Here is an 18,187-nt window from a genome sequence, read left to right on the forward strand (position 1 = left end):
CTGCGCGCAGATTTCGAACCACCGGAACTACACCAAGTCCGCCCATGCGAAGGACGACGTGCAGATCGGTGGCGATCTGATTTCTGTTTCCAAGCTCAACGACTATCTGAAGTAGCACGTGGGAACAGGGGCAGGCTGAAGTTCGAGGACATAGTCGAAGCGCCCGTAACCAAGTTGAAGACGGCGGTCGACGACTGGGCGGACATGGCGACCAACCTGAACCGGCTGGCAATGACGCCGAGGAGGCCCATCAGCCGGCACGGGGAGACTGGTAGGCCAGTTGGACTTGCCGCGGCATGGTGCGCCGGCCGGTGAGCGTGGCGCGGCCGGGTGGCTGGTGGTGTGGGGTCACCTTGCCGATGAGCTGGCCCTCGGACTTGTCACCCGACAGCGTGAGCCCGTGCGCGCCCTGTTCCCGCAGGTACTGCATGATCGGTTCGAACATCGATCGCCCTGCCCCCGCCGAACTGCGGGACAGCACGATGCGCAGGCCGATATCTCGCGCGAACGGCATGTAGTGCAGGAGAGGGTGAAGGGGGTTGCCCGAGGCGGTCGCGACGAGTTCGTAGTCGTCCACGAGCAGGAAAATGTCGGGCGCCGTGTACCAGCTCCGGTTCCGCAGCTCTTCCGGGGTGACGTCCGAGGGTGGCATCCGCTTTGCTGCGATGTCGACCAGGGCCTGGACATGAGGCTGTAGTTCCAGGCCGTGCGGGACGTACTCCGTCACATACTCCGAGGGCAGATCTCCCATCAGCGAGCGCCGGTAGTCGACCACGACCAGCTGCGCTTCCTGAGGCGTGTACCGCTCGCTGATCCGCTGGGCAAGCAGTCGCAGCAGGGATGTCTTCCCGGAACCGCTCTCCCCGATGACCACCAGATACGGATCGGTTTCGAAGTCGATACCGAAAGGCAGCAGGGTCGTTTCGTCGAGGCCCAGGGCGATGTCGGCCTTGGAGCGGCTGAAATCCGGGGGCAGTGCGTCCACGGGCAGCAGCGTGGGCAGGACGCGTACGGGCGGGGCGGTTGGCCCGGTCCACTGTGACCGGATGGCATCGACGAAGTCCGCTGTGGCATCTGCCAGTCCTGTGGCAGCGCTTGGCCCGTTGCCGAGCCGCGGCACGGCCGCCAAGAAGTGGAACTGGTCGGGGGTCAGACCGCGGCCCGGCACACCGACCGGAACATCCTCCGCTGCCCTTCGTGCGATCTCCGAATCCGACGGGTCGCCGAGACGCAGCTCGACTCGCGTGCCGAAGGAATCGCGCAGCGCTGGGCGGACATCGGCGTAGCGGGTGGCCGCGAGCAGCAGATGGACGCCGTAGCCGAGGCCTCGCGCCCCGAGGTCGAGAACGCTCTCTTCCAGTTGCTCGTACTCCTGCTTGAAGCGAGACCAGCCGTCAATGACCAGGAAGACATCGCCTCGCTGCTGGTCCGGCCACTTTCCTGCCGCGCGTCCCTTGCGGTAGGCGGCCATGGAGTCGATGCCGTGGGTCCGGAAGAACTCCTCGCGCGTGGCGAGCAGGCCGACGACCTCGGCGACCGTACGTCGTACATGCTCCGTGTCGAGCCGCGAGGTCACCCCTCCCACGTGTGGCAGATCCTGCAGCTGCTGCATGCCGCCGCCTCCGAAGTCCAGGCAGTAGAACTGTGCTTCGGACGGCGTGTGGGTCAGGGCGAGCGCGCAGACGACCGTACGCAGCAGCGTCGACTTGCCCGTCTGGGCTGCGCCGACGATCAGGCCGTGCCCAGCCGCGGCCGAGAAGTCGAGGTACATCGGATCGCGGCGCTGCTGGTCGGGCCGGTCGACGAGGCCGGCCGGGACCCGGAGTGCGCCGAGCCCCTCGTATGCCGGTGGGTGCAGCCCGCGCTCCGGCGAGGCCGCCAGTTCTGGCAGCAGCTGGTCGAGGGTGGCCGGGGTGTCCAGCGGAGGCAACCAGACCTGGTGCGCGTACGGTCCCTGGCCCGCGATTCGCTGGACCAGCACGTCCAGCACGCTGTCCGCGAAGATGCCTTCATGGATGGCGTCGTCCGCGGCGGACGGAGTTCCCTGCGTCGCGTAGGGGGCCGAGACGTAAGAGGCTCGGAAGCGGGTCATCTGGTCGGTGTCGTGCTTGAGATAGCCGGAACCCGGCACGGGGGGCAGGTGGTAGGCGTCCGGGAGTCCGATCGCCGCGCGGGATTCGGCGGCCGAGAAGGTCCGCAGACCGATCCGGTAGGAGAGGTATGTATCAAGGCCGCGTAGTTTGCCCTCTTCCAGGCGCTGTGAGGACAGCAGCAGGTGCACCCCGAGCGAGCGGCCGATGCGGCCGATCTGGACGAAGAGATCGATGAAATCGGGGCGGGCGGCGAGGAGTTCGGAAAACTCGTCGATCACGATGAGCAGCGAGGCAAGGGGCTCCAGCGGGGCGCCCGCCGCGCGCGCCTTCTCGTACTGTGAGACGTTGGGGTAGTTACCCGCGGCACGCAGCAGTTCCTGGCGGCGCAGGAGCTCGCCGCTGAGGGCGTCGCTCATGCGGTCCACGAGGGTCAGTTCGTCGGCGAGGTTGGTGATGATCGCCGACACGTGCGGCAGTTCCGACATGCCGGCGAAGGTGGCACCGCCCTTGAAGTCGGCCAGGACGAAGTTCAGGGTCTCCGACGAGTGCGTGACGGCGAGGCCGAGGATCAGTGTGCGCAGCAGTTCCGACTTGCCGGAGCCGGTGGCGCCGACGCACAGGCCGTGTGGCCCCATCCCGCCGTGCGCGGCCTCCTTGAGGTCGAGCAGGACGGGGCGGCCGTCCTCGCCGGCCCCGATCGGCACCCGCAGCCGCTCCTGCGGTGAGCGCTGCGACCAGGTGCGGGTCACGTCGAACTGCTCGGCATCGCCGATGCTGAAGAGTTCCGTGAACGGGATGTCGGTGCGGGGACGGGGCGCCGTGTCCGGTTGCACGCCGAACCAGCGTTCCCGCATCCGCTGTGTTGTCTCGGACAGAGCCTGCCTGGCCTCCGCGGAGCTGGTGACCTGCTCCAGATGGGGCACAGCCACACGGAAGCGCCGTCGGAGCGACAGGGCCCAGCCGATTCCGAGGCCTGCTGAGAGAGTCGCATCGATCTGCGACTCCGAGGGGTCGTCCAGGGGCAGTTCGACACGGGTTCCGAGCAGACCCTGCAGACTCGCACCGAAGTCGCTCCAACGCCGGGCGGAGACGAGGAGGTGGAGCCCGTAGTTCAGGCCGGTGTTGGCAAGCCGGTGGACCTCGTGAGCGAACTCGGGTATCTCCCAGTCGAAATCGAGCCAGCCGTCGATCACAAGGAAGACATCGCTGCCGCTGTCGTGCGGTAGTCGTCCGGCTGCGCGCAGCTCGCGGAACTCCTCGATGGAGTCGATGCCCAGGTCCCGGAACAGAGCCCGTCGGGCGGCGATGGCGTCCTTCAACGCCGTGAGGACCTCCGCGACGGTCTCGTGCTCGTGTGCGGCGGCGACCTTCTTCACGTGCGGCATCGACCGCAGCACGCCCAGCCGGTTGACGGCTCCTTCCAGGAGATACAACTCCGCCTCGCGCGGCGTATGGGTCAGGGCCAGCGACATGGCGAGGACACGCAGCAGCGTCGTCTTGCCGCTGCCCAGCCTGCCGACGACCGCCGCGTTCCCGCTCCGGTTGGAGAGGTCCAGGCACATGAGCTCGCCGCCGGAGGCCGCGGCCGTACGGCCGATCGGCACGATGAGCCGGGACGCACCCTCCCAGGAGTCGCAGATGAACCCTCGGTCCGGGGTGTCGACCGGCGGAGGCAGCAGCGTCCCCAGCACCAGTTCGTCCGTCCGTGCCCCGTTCGGGGCAAAGCCGGCAGAGGGGTCGATGCGCGCCGCGTACGCGAGGGGGACATGTCCCTCGCACTGGCCGGACTTGGTGGGCGTCTGTTCCGGGCCGCTCTGGTTGACGACGACGTCGTGCACATACGTGTACAGCTCGTCGGGTGTGATGACACCGTCACGGTCGAGATCGGCCAGTCCGGTGCTGAGCCCCTCGTTGACCGCGGCGGTGAAGCGTGCCATGGGCCGGGCGTTGTCCAGCGTGAGCTGGTCTCCCTCGTAGGCGTACTCGAGCGCGGTGGACGCGGTGATCACGAACGTGCCGCGGCCGACCAGTGCCGCCTCCACGTCGACCGGCGCGGGAGACATGGGGGTGGCCCGGTGGAAGAGGCCGCTGTAGCAGCAATCGAGGAGCACGATCTTGGTGCGGGCCTCGCACTCGTCCAGGAGCTGATGGATGAGGTCTGCACGGACGGCGGTGGTGTGTGGGCGGCTCAGGTCCGTTCCGACAGTCGCGAAGAACAGCCGGTCGGTGTCGTTCCTGATGCCGTGACAGGCGAGGTAGAGCAGGATGAGATCGTCGGGCGCGCGATTGCTGAGCAGCGCCTCGATCTCCCGCTCGATCTCCTCTTTGGGCCGGTTGGTGAGCGTACGGACGAAGTCGAAGCGGCCCACCGCCTCGTCCTTCAACAGGGCTTCCAGCTCGCCGGCGCCGCGCGCGGGTGACCGGAGCTGGTTGAGGCCGGGGTCGACGTATCCGTCAGTCGCGACCAGCAGTGCGATCCGGCGTCCCGCCATCGCTGCCTCCCGGCTCCCCGCTGCCGCCGTCCGCGCTGCCCCCTGCGGCGATCCGCGAGGCCACGACGTCGACCAGCTTGTTCTGGTCCTTCGCGGAGAGCGCCTGGAACGTGCCCTTGTTGCCGTCGAACTCCCATTCCACGGAACGGGCCTTGGAGCGCTGCAGGTACGCCACCAGGACGTTGCTCATGGACTTCAGTGCCGCAGCCGAGAAGGCGCCGCTGACCACGAGAGCGCCGATTTCATACCCGGCGGAGGCCATCGAGCCGGCCGGTGCGGGAGCCTGCCTGCGCTCCACATGGAACAGGCCGAGCGTTCGCAAGTCCCGGTAAAGGCTGCGGACTTGGCGTTCCACCTGCTCATCGGACGCCGTGGATCCGGCATCCACTCGGAGCACCAGCTCGTACACCATGCCTCCCCGGCATCGGAGTTCACCGTCGACGGCTGATCGTATAGCGAGGCAGGCGGGCCATACGAGTCACTCTTCGGCTACGTCCCTGCGTGCGAGGCCGCGATGCGAGCGGACCAGGTCCCGGGGACGGCCGGACAGTTCCGGCCGCGCCCCAGGACCTGGTCGAACTCTGCGCCATACGCGGGGTGGTTAGCGCACGCCCACCGCGCGGATGATCTCCTGCTTCACCGAGCCGCCGCGGTCGTCGCTCGCGCCCGCCCGCAGCGAGACGGACTTCGCGCCGTCCGGGACGCGCAGCTCGCCGTTCCAGGAGGCGCCGCTTGACGAGCTCAGCGCGACGTTCGTCCAGGTTGCCCCCTCGTCGTAGGAGACCTCCAGGGAGCCGCCGCCGAGGACACCGGTGTCCGGCGCGCCCTTCACGTACTCGGCGTAGATCCGTACGGGCACCCGGCTGCCGCCCCGGACGTCGCCGACGAGGTCGGTGTCGAGGTCGAAGCCGAGGTTGATCAGCGGCAGGTAGGTCCACCGGTCGGCCGGGGTCTCCTTGGAGCGGATGGTCCACTCCGAGTGGCCCTTGGTGGCGAGCCGCCAGCGGGCCGGGTCGAGCGTGGTGTCGGTGACGACCTTGTAGGTGGCCTCCTCTGCGGGGGCCGGCCGGGCGTAGGCGCCGGAACTCTTCCTGCGGTCGACCCGCTCACCGTTGACGTACACCTCGGTGTACTGGCTCATCGTCGGGTCGTCGTACACCCTGCCGAAGCCGGTGTGGTCCGGTCCGGAGTCGCCCCAGCCGGGCGTGTTGAAGCGCAGCTCGCTGCCGGAGCGCTCCTGACCCCAGCCGAGGCCGGTGCCGAGCCACGGGTGCCAGACCGGCTTGAACCACTCCAGCTCGACCTTGCTGCCGCCCCGGTAGGACGGGGTGCCGCCGCGCTCCTCGAGTGAGTTCTCCAGGTCGACGGACTCGTGCCAGCGCTGGCCGGCGGCGGTGGAGACGTACTCGGTGCGCTCGGTCGGGAAGGCGATCAACTCCTTGAAGCCAATGCCGTACCGGAAGGTGTCGGTGAGCGAGTAGCGGAACTCGCCGCCGAGCTCCTTCTTGGCCGTCGGCATGTAGTACTTCGAGTGGATCGTGGCGAGTTCGTCCTCGTCGGGCTGGAAGACGAGGCCCGTGCCGATGGCGCCGGGGTGCTCCTCGGAGAGGTCGTAGGTGTACGGGGTGAAGCGGGTGCCCGTCAGGTCGAGTGTCTTCCCGCGGGCCGCGGCGGACGCGATCGTGGCGGCGTCGGCCGCGTTCACGGTGGCGACGGCGAGCGGCCGGTCCTCGCGGTCGGCGGTGCCGAACCACGCCATCAGCCGGCCGGGCTTGTCGTCGGTGACGAACAGGGCCTTGGCGCCCGCGTCCTGGGCGGTCTGGGCGAGCTGCGTGGGGTCGGCGCCCTCGGTGCGGCGGACCAGGACCGCCTTGCCGGTGACGTCCTTGCCGGCGTACTCCGCGGCGGTGCCGGTGCCCGCGTCGACGACGCCGAGACGGTGACGGCCGTCGAGGACGGTGGCGCCGACCTGCGGGGTGGCGTCGGAGAGCCGGACGCCGCCCGCGGCGACCTCGAGCAACGGCTTGCCGAGCCGCCAGACCGTCCGGTACTCGAAGGTGCCGGTGGCGGGCTTGGTGGTGGGCGCGGCGAAGACCGAGTCGTACTTCGGCGGGACCTGGACGCCGCCGCCGTAGTCGGCCCCATTGGCCTTGCGGTCGAACTCCATCAGAAGCTGCCGGGTCTCGGTGCGCTTGTCGACCTCGGCGCGTATCTCACGCAGTTGGCGCCCGTCGAGGGTGATCTCGCGGTCGCGGTCGAGGACGATCTCCGGGTCGGTGAGGAAGCCGAGGCCGAGGGAGTCCTTGCCGTGCGAGCCGCGGACGTCGAGGAAGGTGCTGACGGTGTACGTGCCCCGCTTCAGGCGCAGTTGGACGGTGCCGGACTCGCCGACGGCCGCCGGGAACGGGTCTTCGTTCGCTACCAGGTGCTGCACCCCGAGCCAGGCGGGGGTGGGGGCGCCGTCGCGGTCCTTGACGTGGACGGTGAGGGTGTAGCGCTCCTCCTCCTTGACCAGGCCGAGCGCGGTGTGCGTGACGGGCGTGCCGCCGGAGGTGGCGGTGATGCGGCCGGAGCTGTTGCCGACGGGGGCCTTGGCGCCGTCGCCGGTAACGGTGGTCTGCGCGGTGCCGTGGGCCGGGACGGTGAGGGTGGTGTCGGCGAGGGTGGTGGTGCCTTCTGGCATGCCCTCGACGGCCAGGTTCAGCTCGACGGGCGCGTCGGAGGAGTTGGTGTACGTGACGGTCTTCGTCACGGGCTTGTTCGACTCGTACGGCCAGGAGTAGAAGCCCAGGTCGGCGGAGCCGGTGGCGGTGACGTTCGCGGAGATCGCGGCGGCTACGTCGACCCGGCCCGCGCCGAGGGCGTACGCGGACGCGGTGAGCGTCTTGGAGCTGGACATGAGGGCGTTCTTGAGCTGGGCGCCGGTCCAGTCGGGGTGCTGTTCGGCGAGGAGCGCGGCGACGCCCGCGACATGCGGGGTCGCCATCGACGTACCGCTCTTGGAGGTGTAGAGGCCGCTGCCGCTGACGAGCTGGGAGCGGGCGGCGAGAATGTTGACACCGGGGGCGGAGATGTCGGGCTTGAGGGCCTGGTCGCCGTAGCGGGGGCCTTGACTGGAGAAGGCGGCGGCGCGGTCGGCGGAGTCGACGGCGCCGACGGTGAGCGCGGCGTCGGCGGCGCCGGGTGAGCCGATGGAGCCCGGGGCGCCGTAGTTGCCGGCGGCGATGACGAAGAGGGCGCCGGTCTCGGCGGAGAGGGTGTTGACCGCCTGGGCCATGGGGTCGGTGCCGTCGCTGGCCTCGCTGGAGCCGAGGCTCATCGAGACGATCTTCGCGTCGATGTCCTTCGCGGCCCACTCCATGCCGGCGATGATCTGCGACTCGGTGCCGGTGCCCTGGTCGTTGAGGACCTTGCCGACGGCGAGGGTGGCGCCGGGGGCGACGCCCTTCTCCTTGCCTTCGGAGCCCGCGCCGCTGCCGCCGACGGTGGAGGCGACATGGGTGCCGTGGCCCTGGCGGTCGGCGACCTCTTGGCCCTCGATGAAGGACTGGCTCTCGGTGACCCGTCCGTCGAGGTCGGGGTGGGTGAGGTCGGCGCCGGTGTCGAGTACGGCGACCTTGACGCCCTTGCCGGTGAGGCCGGCCTCCCAGGCCTTGGGGGTGCCGATCTGGGCGTTGGAGTCGGCCATGTCGGCCTTGACCCGGGCGTCGAGCCAGACCTTCATGGCACCGGCCGAGCGGGCGCCGGGGCGGGCGGAGTTGGTGAACTCGCCCCAGAAGGCGGCTGGTTCGGTGGCCTTTACGGCCGCGCCGCCGATGCTGGGCAGGGCCCGGACGGTCTTGGTGCCGCGCGGGGCGACGGCGGTGCGGGTGCTCTTGCCGTGCGTCACGATGAGCGGCAGGTCGCCGGTGATGCCCTGCTCGACGAGGCCGGTGACGTCGAAAAGCCGCCGGTCGAGGACACCGGACTGCAGGTAGGGGCGGGCCTCGTCGGGTATGACGGTGATCCTGCCGTCCACGGTCTGGTTGTGGACGGCCCCGGTGGCGCCCTTGGCCCGGTCGACGGTGACGGTCTTCTGGCCGCCGCCGAGGTCGGTGAGGGTGACGCGGTCACCGGTGATGAGGGTGACGGTGGTGCTTGTGCCCTGTGCCCCGGTGAAGGTGGCCGGTACGGACGCGGCGTCCGGGGCGGTATCGGGCGCGGCGGCGGTCTGCCCTGCTGAGAGCAGCACCAGGGAGAGCCCTGCGGCGAGCAGGGCGGCCCTTCCTCCTGCGGAAGGTCTGATCACGACGCACTCCTCAAACGCCCGGGGAAAGGGTGGTTCCGGGCGCCGAAATAAGTCTGGTCCGTGGGGCTGGAGTTGAAGCCTGGCGCGCGTGGCGGCTATGCGCATGGCGAGCAACCGCCAATTGGTGCAGCCCTGTTGACAGTTGTATGTCGGTCAGGCGTCGTAACGAGTCGGGCGGCGCGCGGATCGACTCCTGCCGCTTCCCGAAAGGGGACGACATCCGCAAGCAGTGGGCCAGGCAGGTCGGCCGGGACGGCTTCGCCCTCCTGGACGCCGTCGAGGCGCCCGGGGCTCCCGCCTGGCTGCGGGAAATCCCGGGCGCCGCATGGACGGCGCGGCCGGTGGGCGGCGACACCGGCCCCGTCGGGCCGATGCGTACGCGGGTGAGGCTGGACCGCCGTGGTGCAGGACGTGGTGCTCGGGGAGGAGCTGGCCGCGTGCGTCGAACTCGTACGGACCCGGCCGCTGTACGTCGTCGTCCTCGCGCCCGAGCCGCGGGCTGCTGCCGCGCGGGAGGCCGCGCAAGCAAGAGCGGTTACGGGGCCGGGTGGACGGTCGAGGCGTCGGACCGGGTGCCGCGGGAGGAGATGCCGCGGATCGGGCTCTGGCCGGACACGACCGGGCAGAGCGTGGAGCAGACGGTCGACGCGGTCCTCGCGGGGCTGGGCGGGTGTGGGTGGCAGGCGCGGCGGAGGCTGGTTGACGGGCCTGGAGGGGCTACACGGGGGGTCGGAATGCCCCGTTTGGAATCGCTTCTTATAGTTGGTGCTGTAACGCACCACGAGGAGGAGTCAGCCGCATGAGCAATCTGTTCGTCATCGCCTACGACGATCTCGCTACCGCCGACCGGGTCCGGGACAAGCTGCTGTCCATGAACCGCGAGCACCTCGTCGAGCTGGAGGACGTCGTCGTCGTTGAACGGCGTGAGAAGGACGGCAAGATCAAGCTGCATCAGGCCGTCAGCCACGTGGGTACTGGTGCCGCGGGCGGCGCGCTGTGGGGGAGCGTCATCGGGCTGCTCTTCCTCGTGCCGTTCCTCGGTGCCGCGGTGGGCGCCGCGGCCGGCGCCGCCGGAGGGTCCGCCATCGACACCGGTGTCAACGACAACTTCATGAAGGAACTCAGCACCAATCTCCGGCCCGGCGCCGCCGCCGTCTTCGTGCTCGTCAAGAAGTCCGTCCGCGACAAGGTCGTCCCCGAGATCGTCAAGTTCGGCGGTCAGCTCGTGCAGACCTCGCTCAGCAACGAGGACGAGGCACGCCTGCGGGAAATGATGAAGGAAGGGTTCAAGGAAGAGCCGACGACCGCCTCCTGATCTCCGGACCGTACGAGAGAAGGCGACCACCCTGCGCGCGGCGCAGGGTGGTCGCCTTCTCTCGTATGTGGGGACCTGGCTCAGATTCGAGTCGGTAGAAATCGCCGTGAGTGATCCCGGGTTCGACCCGGCTCTGCGCGGCAAGCTGCGCAATGCGACTGCCGTGCCGCGTTCAAGATCGGCGCTGCGGTCCTACGACCAACGGACCAGCGGCGGACCGCCTCGCGACAGGGGTCACATGAAATCTTGCCCCTTACTCTGGGGCTCATGAGTGCCCTGGAACCACGAGACGCCGGTACCGACAGCGGCACCGCCGTCGATGCGGCGATACCGGTGCCGCCCGCCGAAACCGGAGGGGTGCTCGGGCGGACCTACCGGGCGCTGAGCATCGGCATCGTCTCCGTCGTGTTCCTGATCGCCTTCGAGGCGACGGCTGTGGGGACCGCGATGCCGGTCGCCGCCCGGGAGCTGCACGGCATCCCGCTCTACGCGTTCGCGTTCTCCGCGTACTTCACCACCAGCCTCTTCGCCATGGTGCTCTCCGGGCAGTGGGCGGACCGGCGCGGGCCGCTGGCGCCGCTGGCCACCGGGATCAGCGCGTTCGGGGCGGGGCTGCTGCTGTCGGGTACGGCGGGCAGCATGTGGATGTTCATCGCCGGGCGGGCCGTCCAGGGACTCGGCGGCGGGCTGGTGATCGTGGCGTTGTACGTGGTGATCAGCCGGGCCTATCCGGAGCATCTGCGGCCGTCGATCATGGCCGCGTTCGCCGCGAGCTGGGTGATCCCGTCCGTCGTCGGGCCGCTCGTCGCCGGGAGCGTGACCGAGCACCTGGGGTGGCGGTGGGTCTTCATCGGCATCCCCGTCCTGGTGGTGTTCCCGCTGGCGCTCGCGCTGCCCGCGATCCGGCGCAGGGCGTCGGGGCCGGCCGATCCGGCGGCACCCGTCGAGCCGTACGACCGGCGCCGCATCATGCTCGCGCTCGGGATCTCGGTGGGGGCGGGGCTGCTCCAGTACGCGGGGCAGGAGCGGAACTGGTTCGCACTGCTTGTGGCCGTCGCGGGCGTCGCCCTGCTCGTTCCCGCCGTGCGCGGACTGCTGCCCCCTGGGACCGGCCGGGCGGCGCGCGGGCTGCCCTCGGTGGTGCTGCTGCGTGGGGTGGCGGCCGGGTCGTTCATCGCCGCCGAGTCGTTCGTACCGCTGATGCTGGTGACCGAGCGCGGGCTGAGCCCGACGATGGCCGGGCTCTCGCTCGCGGCCGGGGGCGGGACCTGGGCGCTCGGTTCGTACGTACAGTCCCGGCCGCGGCTCGAACCGTACCGGGAGCGCCTGATGGTGGGCGGCATGGTGCTGGTCGCCGCGGCGATAGCGGCCGCGCCGTCCGTGCTGATCGACGCGGTGCCGGTCTGGACCGTGGCCGTGGCCTGGGCCTTTGGATGCTTCGGCATGGGCATGGTGATCGCATCGACGAGCGTGCTGCTGCTGAAGCTGTCGGCGCCCCAGGAGGCGGGGGCGAATTCGGCCGCTCTGCAGATCTCCGACGGGCTGTCGAACGTGCTGCTGCTGGCCGCGGGCGGGGCGGCCTTCGCGGCGCTCGGCGGCGGGACGGTGGGGGCCGTGCACGGGGCGGCCGAGGCGGGGGGCTCGGGTTCTCATCCGGGGGCGTTCGCGGCGGTCTTCCTGCCGATGGCGGGGGTGGCGCTGGTGGGGGCGTGGGTGGCGACGCGGGTGCGGACAAAGCCTTAGACCGACTGGCAAATGGGGGGCGGCGTCGCGGGACCGGGCACGCGCATCTGCGGCGTTGTCGTCAGTCGACAACGCTCCGCGTTGCCTCCCTCCTCCGCCTTGCAGCTGCACGCACCCGGTCCCGCTCCTTCTCCCACCCCCCCATTTGCCGGTCGGTCTTAGTGCCGTGTGGTACCACGCGGTACCATCCGTTTATGGCTGGTCTGAATCTGCGGTTCACCGAGGAAGAGCTGGACGCACTGCGCGCGCGTGCCGAGTCGGAGGGGCGCAGCATGCAGTCCTTTGCGCACGACGCGGTGATCACCGCCATAAACGAACACTCGCGCCTCTTCAACGAGGCGGCGGACCACGTACTGAAGGTGAGTGAGGAGCTCAATCGGAGGCTCGCCTGATGAAATACCTGACCCTGCCCGAGCTGCTCAGCCTTGCAGAGCGTCTCGGGGCGGCCGAAGTGCGTGACTTCGGGCTGCTTGATTCGGCACTCGCCCGCCCGCAGGCGAGCGTATTCGGCCAGGACGCCTATCCGGACGTGTGGCAGAAGGCCGCAGCGCTCATGGAGTCCCTCGCGCGAAACCACGCGCTCGTCGATGGCAACAAGCGCATCGCCTGGTACGCCACCTGGGTCTTCCTGCACATCAACGGGCACCGGCTGAGCGCGGAATTCGATGTCGACGAGGCCGAGAAGTTCGTGCTGGACGTGTGCCAGGGAGTTCTCGACATGCCCAGGATCGCTGAACGGCTCCCCGGTTTCGCGGCGTGAGGCCGCTCTGTGAAGAGGGTCTCAGCGGGCCCGAACCGCCGCTCGTCCATACGGGGGTCCGGTCGGCCCCCCGGTAGGGTGGCCCGGTTGTCGTATCGCGTACGAGTCCGTCTCGGCCCGTACGGACAGCGCCCCACGTACCCGAGAGCCCCGAACCGGAGACCGTGACTACTACCGCCTCCCACCACCTCTCACCCGCCTTTCCCGGCCGTGCCCCTTGGGGCACGGCCGGGAAGCTGCGAGCCTGGCAGCAGGGCGCCATGGAGAAGTACATCCAGGAACAGCCGCGCGACTTCCTCGCGGTCGCCACCCCCGGCGCGGGGAAGACCACCTTCGCGCTGACCCTCGCGTCATGGTTGCTGCACCACCACGTCGTGCAGCAGGTCACCGTCGTCGCGCCGACCGAGCACCTGAAGAAGCAGTGGGCCGAGGCCGCGGCCCGGATAGGGATCAAGCTCGACCCCGAGTACAGCGCGGGCCCGCTGAGCAAGGAGTACAACGGGGTCGCGGTCACTTACGCGGGTGTCGGCGTCCGGCCGATGCTGCACCGCAACCGGTGCGAGCAGCGCAAGACCCTCGTGATCCTCGACGAGATCCACCACGCCGGTGACTCGAAGTCCTGGGGCGAGGCCTGCCAGGAGGCGTTCGACCCGGCCACCCGGCGGCTCGCGCTCACCGGTACGCCGTTCCGGTCCGACACCAACCCGATCCCCTTCGTCGTGTACGAGGAAGGCAACGACGGCATCCGGCGCTCCTCGGCCGACTACACCTACGGCTACGGCAACGCACTCGCCGACGGCGTCGTCCGGCCCGTGATCTTCCTCAGCTACAGCGGCAACATGCGATGGCGCACCAAGGCCGGAGACGAGATCGCCGCCCGGCTCGGCGAGCCGATGACCAAGGACGCCATCGGGCAGGCCTGGCGCACCGCCCTGTCGCCCACCGGCGACTGGATCCCCAATGTGCTGAGCGCCGCCGACAAGCGGCTGACCGAGGTCCGCAAGGGCATTCCGGATGCGGGTGGGCTCGTCATCGCCACCGATCAGGAGTCGGCGCGCGAGTACGCCAAGATCCTGAAGAGGGTCACGGGCGAGAAGGCCACCGTGGTCCTCTCCGACGAGAAGGCCGCGTCCAAGAAGATCGACCAGTTCAGCGAGGACGAATCGCGCTGGATGGTCGCGGTCCGCATGGTGTCGGAGGGCGTCGACGTGCCGCGCCTCGCCGTGGGTGTGTACGCCACCACCATCTCCACGCCGCTCTTCTTCGCGCAGGCCGTCGGCCGTTTCGTGCGCTCGCGCAGACGCGGCGAGACGGCCTCCGTCTTCGTGCCGACGATTCCGATGCTCCTCGACTTCGCCAACGAGATGGAGGTCGAGCGGGACCACGTCCTCGACAAGCCCAAGAAGGGCAGCGACGAGGAGAACCCGTTCGCGGAGGAGGACAAGCTTCTCGCCGACGCCGAGAAGCTGGAGGACGAGGAGACCGAGGACCAGCTGCCCTTCGAGGCCCTCGAATCCGACGCGGTCTTCGACCGGGTGCTGTACGACGGTGCCGAATTCGGCATGCAGGCACACCCCGGGAGCGAGGAGGAGCAGGACTACCTGGGGATTCCGGGGCTGCTGGAACCCGACCAGGTGCAGTTGCTGCTCCAGAAGCGGCAGACCCGGCAGATCGCGCACAGCCGCCAGAAGCCGGCCGTGGACGCCGATCTGTTGGAGAAGCCGGCCGAGGCGCGGCCGGTGGTCACCCACAAGCAGCTGCTGGGGCTGCGCAAGCAGCTCAACACGATGGTGTCGGCATACACGCACCAGAGCGGAAAGCCGCACGGGGTGATCCACACCGAGCTGCGGCGGGTGTGCGGCGGGCCGCCGAGCGCGGAGGCGACGGCCGGGCAGATCCAGCAGCGGATCCAGAAAGTGCAGGAGTGGGCCACCCGGATGAGGTGACGGGTGGAGTGGTCGGCCCGGGGCAGAGAGCGTCTTCCTGCCCCGGGCCGGCCCGTCTTCCCGGACGAGGGCAGCTCTCACGTACCACCGGAGGTGGCAGCGGGCACCTCGGCGGGCAGCTGTGCTTGGGCGGCGCAGCCCAGTTCCTTGGCCAGGCTTCGGGACACGGCGTTGAGGATCATCATCCGGTCCTTGCCAGTGCTGTCGGCGTTCATCTGCCCTTCCGAGGAGTACATGTCTGCCTTTACATACGGCGTGTTTCCCTCGGGCCCCTCAGTGGGGCATGAGAAATACAGATACGCGCCGTTGTCCGCTGCTGTATATGCGAACAGGCCGAGGGGGAAGACGGTCTCGTCCCTGTCCATGTTCTTCGCAGCCTTGTCCGGGTCCGGGTGCTTCGCCACCGGCTCGAAGTCGATCTTCATCAGCGGATACCCGCTGTCATTGCCGACCTTGTACAGGTTGCACTGGCTCCGCCGACCCCGCTCCTCATGGAGACGCTTCGCGGCCAATTCCACGGAGAACTTGTTCGGGTCCCCCATGTCATTGGTGCCGGTGAGTTCAGTGAACCGGTCGGTGTCGGCGATCCGTTCGAGCGCGGTCGCTGCCGATGCGGTCAGCGTTCCGTCGCAGACCTGGGACGCGGAGAGACCGCCTGGTCCCTTGTCGCTCCCGCCGCTGCACCCGGTGCCCGCAGCCAGCACCAGAGCTCCGGACACGGCCCAGCGCAGTGCTTTCCTCACCGATTTTCCGCCTTATGCATGTTTGGTCGTCCCAGTCCGTCGGTCAGTCCTTGTACGGGGCCCGGCCGCGATAGTCGTCCTGAGCCGAACCGGTGTTGAGGTAGCTGCTCTCGATGTCCCTCGTCCAGTTCTGGGGATCGCCACTCTGGTCCCATTTCGGGTTGCTGTCGATGTAGGCGTCATATGCCTTGCCCAGTTCGTTGGCGCCCTTCCCGTAGAACTCCTGACTGGTCAGCTGGGCCTTCTCCGTCGCGTCCTGCTCGGAGCCGTCGATGCTCTTGTCGACCTCGTGACCGATGAATGTATTCACCATGTCACCGACGGTGTCTGCCGCCATGGGGGCGACCACCAGGGCTGCGGCGGTGGAGCCGGGCAGCGGGATCGCCGCGATTCCGCCTGCCACCACCACGCCGGCGCCCAGCTTGACCCAGTCCCCGGACCGGCCGAGAGACTTGTTGGCCTGCTCGGCGTCGTCCTTGTACGTGGTCTCCGCCTGCTGCACGCGCGAGTGGTCCAGGATGCCGCGTGCCTCCGCGCCCGTCGTGAGCGCGTCCTTGGCGTGGTTGATGTTCTCCTCGCTCGTGGCCGGGTTGGCGTCCAGAGCACTCAGCGTGTAGAGGTGCTGCGCCGCCGTGACGACACCGTGCGAGGTCTCGTCCTGTCCCAGCACGCTGAGGAAGTTGATGGCGCCCTGCTCGCCGAAGTTCGCCCGTCCTTCGTACTTGGCGGGGAAGGATTCGCTGTCCTTCCCGTGGTCCCCGATTCCCGACAGGCTGTAGTCGATGTCGTCGATGTACGCCGCGCCCATCTTCCCCAGGCTGTCGGCCAGTTGTGACTGCTCGTGCAGCATTTTGGGGCCGTCCTCGCTCCCGTACAGGAACGCCACCTGCTCCATGACGCCTGCCGTAGCGGCCGTCCGGTGGTCTCTGCTGCCGGGGACCATGGGGTCCTTGCCGGACATCGGGTCGGCGTCGTACGCGTATCCGGTGGTGGCCGCTTCCAGAGCGTGACCGAGCGAGTCATGGCCGGCGATGACCTTGTTGTCGCCGTCGAGGGTGGCGTCCGGGAGCCAGATGCGGTCCTTGGTCAGGTACTTGAGGTGATCGTTCACCTCGCCTTCCTTGTCGACCGTCGCCCCCGCCCCGTCGGGCTGTGCGAAGAACTGGGTCGAGGCGTCGGGGTTGTGGCCCAGGGCTTCCATGAAGCCGGTCATCGGGTCCCGACCGCGGTCGTTCTTGCCGTAGAAGTTGAGGTCTCCCTGATTCCAGTTGTTGACCCAGGGACTCATGTCCTTGACGTTGCGTTCCTTGTCGTAGGCGATGAGCTTGTCGCCGTAGTCGTTGAGGAACTGGTCGTCGTAGTCGCCGAAGCGCATGAGGTTGCTCATGACGCCGAAGCCCGTCGGGTCGTTGGCGTCGTCGATGCCGAGCCGGTCCGGGCCCAGCTTCACCATCTTCTCTTCCCAGCCCTGCATCTTGTCGCTGTCGGAGAGCGTGGCCGTGCCCAGCGTGATGCCGAGATTCTTCTGGAGCTGTTTCGCCTGTTCGAAAAACTTCGGGTCCCTCCCGAAGCCCTGGTACGGGTCGGCGACTCCGGCGTAGAACTCGAGAACCTTCTTCGGTTCCACCTGAGTGGCGAACCGCTCGGCGAAGAGCGGGTCGTTCTTGTATGCGGCCAGGGTGGTGTTGAGAGTGTTGAGCTCGGTCAGCGTGACGTCATGCGGGTCCTTCTTGAGGATCTTCGCCACCTTCTCCGCCTCCGCCACCGCCTTGGCCGCGGAGTCGCGGTCCGAGTAGCTGGCATCGGAGAAGCCGTACTTGGCCTGGTCGACGATGAGTTTGAGTACGTCCGCCGCCGATGTGTCGCTCTCCGTGGCGTTCTTCAGAATGTTCTGGATTTCGTCCCGGAACGCTTCGACGTCCTGCTGGGTGTGCTCGGGCAGCGTGGTGCCCTTCGCTGCCCGGTCTGGGTGGATGTTCATGGTGACGGTGAAGGAGCCCTCGCCCATGTCCCGGACGGTGAGGTTCTTCTGCGCCCCGCGGTGGATCGCGGCGTTGAGCTGTGTGCGGTAACTGACGAGTTCCCCACGGGTGTCGGTGAGGATCTTTGTGATGGTTTCGGCCTGGGTGTGGGCGTCGGAGAACTCTCCGGCCGTCTTGTCCACGAAAGCGCGGGTCACGGTGGCATTTTCGCCGGCCCAGTTCGCTTTGTCCGACTTGGCTTTGAGGTCGTCCTTGGCGTCGCCCTGGAGGGTTTTGAGCTTTGCGACCATTTGTTCCCAGTCGGTGATGGCCGCGTCCAGGTCGGAGAAGTTCGCAAAGCGTAGGGAATCGAGGTCCATCAGTGGCCCGACCTCTCGTCGAAGCCCTTGTCGAGCGTGTCGATGTTGCTGACGATCGTGCTGATGTAGACCTCGTCGCCGGCGTGGGCGCCCTTGGTGTAATCGAGGTGGTTCGAGATGTGGGCGCAGGCGTCCAGCAGGGAGCGGACCTGGTCGATCCACCGTGAGGCCACGTGATCGAGGGCCGCGCCTATGGCGAAGGTCTCCGTCTTGAGGCCTCCGGCAGCCTTCTGGGTGGCGGCGCGGGCGTGGTCACCGGCCTTCTCGAGATCTCCGTACATCCGGTATGCGGTATTGCCGATCGCCGCCAGGTCCTGCTGATTGACCTTCAGATCGCCTTGGGGAGCCGGCCCTCCGCCGCCTGGTTCGACTTGGTTCAATTGCATCTGATTCGAGCGTCTCTCTGACGCCTCGGATTTCAGCTGCTCCCACTCGGCCCACGCCACTGTGGTTACCCTCCCCGTCG

11 protein-coding genes and 1 pseudogene are annotated in these 18,187 nt (G+C 68.6%); 6 read left to right on the plus strand and 6 right to left on the minus strand.

Translation table 11 applies throughout. The features are described 5' to 3' along the window. Nucleotides 1–250: 250 nt before the first annotated feature. The 3 genes from eccCb to ACZ3IC_RS18115 form a co-directional block, all read right to left on the minus strand. Nucleotides 251–4,585 (minus strand): type VII secretion protein EccCb, encoded by a 4,335-nt coding sequence (gene eccCb / locus ACZ3IC_RS18105; RefSeq protein WP_467417334.1) that lies wholly within the window; start codon nt 4,583–4,585, stop codon nt 251–253. Next, a complete protein-coding gene (locus tag ACZ3IC_RS18110) occupies nt 4,548–4,997 on the minus strand; it encodes a hypothetical protein (RefSeq protein WP_467417336.1) in 450 nt (149 codons plus the stop codon). The genes eccCb and ACZ3IC_RS18110 overlap by 38 nt, the downstream gene beginning before the upstream one ends. 189 nt (nt 4,998–5,186) lie before the next feature. Further along, the gene (locus tag ACZ3IC_RS18115) at nt 5,187–8,873 is read right to left on the minus strand and encodes a S8 family serine peptidase (RefSeq protein ID WP_467417337.1); all 3,687 of its coding nucleotides are present in this window, start codon (nt 8,871–8,873) and stop codon (nt 5,187–5,189) included. Nucleotides 8,874–9,240: 367 nt separating this feature from the next. On the opposite strand from ACZ3IC_RS18115, the pseudogene ACZ3IC_RS18120 reads away from it, so the two are divergent. The 6 genes and pseudogenes from ACZ3IC_RS18120 to ACZ3IC_RS18145 form a co-directional block, all read left to right on the plus strand. Beyond that, nucleotides 9,241–9,538: pseudogene (locus tag ACZ3IC_RS18120) on the plus strand (phosphotransferase); the annotation flags it as partial. Between the two features lie 134 nt (nt 9,539–9,672). Next, nucleotides 9,673–10,188 carry a DUF1269 domain-containing protein gene (locus tag ACZ3IC_RS18125; protein ID WP_467417339.1) on the plus strand — a complete coding sequence of 172 codons (516 nt, stop codon included), beginning with the start codon at nt 9,673–9,675 and terminating at the stop codon, nt 10,186–10,188. A gap of 267 nt (nt 10,189–10,455) precedes the next feature. Further along, the gene (locus ACZ3IC_RS18130) at nt 10,456–11,931 is read left to right on the plus strand and encodes an MFS transporter (protein WP_467417340.1); all 1,476 of its coding nucleotides are present in this window, start codon (nt 10,456–10,458) and stop codon (nt 11,929–11,931) included. 194 nt (nt 11,932–12,125) lie between these two features. Beyond that, nucleotides 12,126–12,323, plus strand: coding sequence for an Arc family DNA-binding protein (locus ACZ3IC_RS18135; RefSeq protein ID WP_114249050.1), 198 nt, complete (start codon nt 12,126–12,128; stop codon nt 12,321–12,323). After that, entirely contained in the window at nt 12,323–12,691 is a 369-nt protein-coding gene (locus ACZ3IC_RS18140) for a type II toxin-antitoxin system death-on-curing family toxin (protein WP_467417341.1), read from the plus strand. Before ACZ3IC_RS18135 ends, ACZ3IC_RS18140 begins: the two co-directional genes overlap by 1 nt. Before the next feature lie 164 nt (nt 12,692–12,855). After that, nucleotides 12,856–14,637 (plus strand): DEAD/DEAH box helicase, encoded by a 1,782-nt coding sequence (locus tag ACZ3IC_RS18145; RefSeq protein WP_467417343.1) that lies wholly within the window; start codon nt 12,856–12,858, stop codon nt 14,635–14,637. Between the two features lie 77 nt (nt 14,638–14,714). Here ACZ3IC_RS18145 and ACZ3IC_RS18150 read toward each other — a convergent pair whose 3' ends face one another. The 3 genes from ACZ3IC_RS18150 to ACZ3IC_RS18160 are packed head-to-tail and all read right to left on the minus strand — an operon-like array spanning nt 14,715 to nt 18,167. Further along, entirely contained in the window at nt 14,715–15,380 is a 666-nt protein-coding gene (locus ACZ3IC_RS18150) for a hypothetical protein (RefSeq protein ID WP_467417344.1), read from the minus strand. A gap of 43 nt (nt 15,381–15,423) precedes the next feature. Further along, a complete protein-coding gene (locus ACZ3IC_RS18155; protein WP_467417345.1) occupies nt 15,424–17,721 on the minus strand; it encodes a hypothetical protein in 2,298 nt (765 codons plus the stop codon). After that, complete coding sequence (locus ACZ3IC_RS18160; protein ID WP_467417346.1) at nt 17,721–18,167, minus strand: hypothetical protein; 447 nt, start codon at nt 18,165–18,167, stop codon at nt 17,721–17,723. The genes ACZ3IC_RS18155 and ACZ3IC_RS18160 overlap by 1 nt, the downstream gene beginning before the upstream one ends. Nucleotides 18,168–18,187: the final 20 nt, after the last annotated feature.

It is taken from the genome of Streptomyces sp. NPDC002958 (assembly GCF_055563255.1).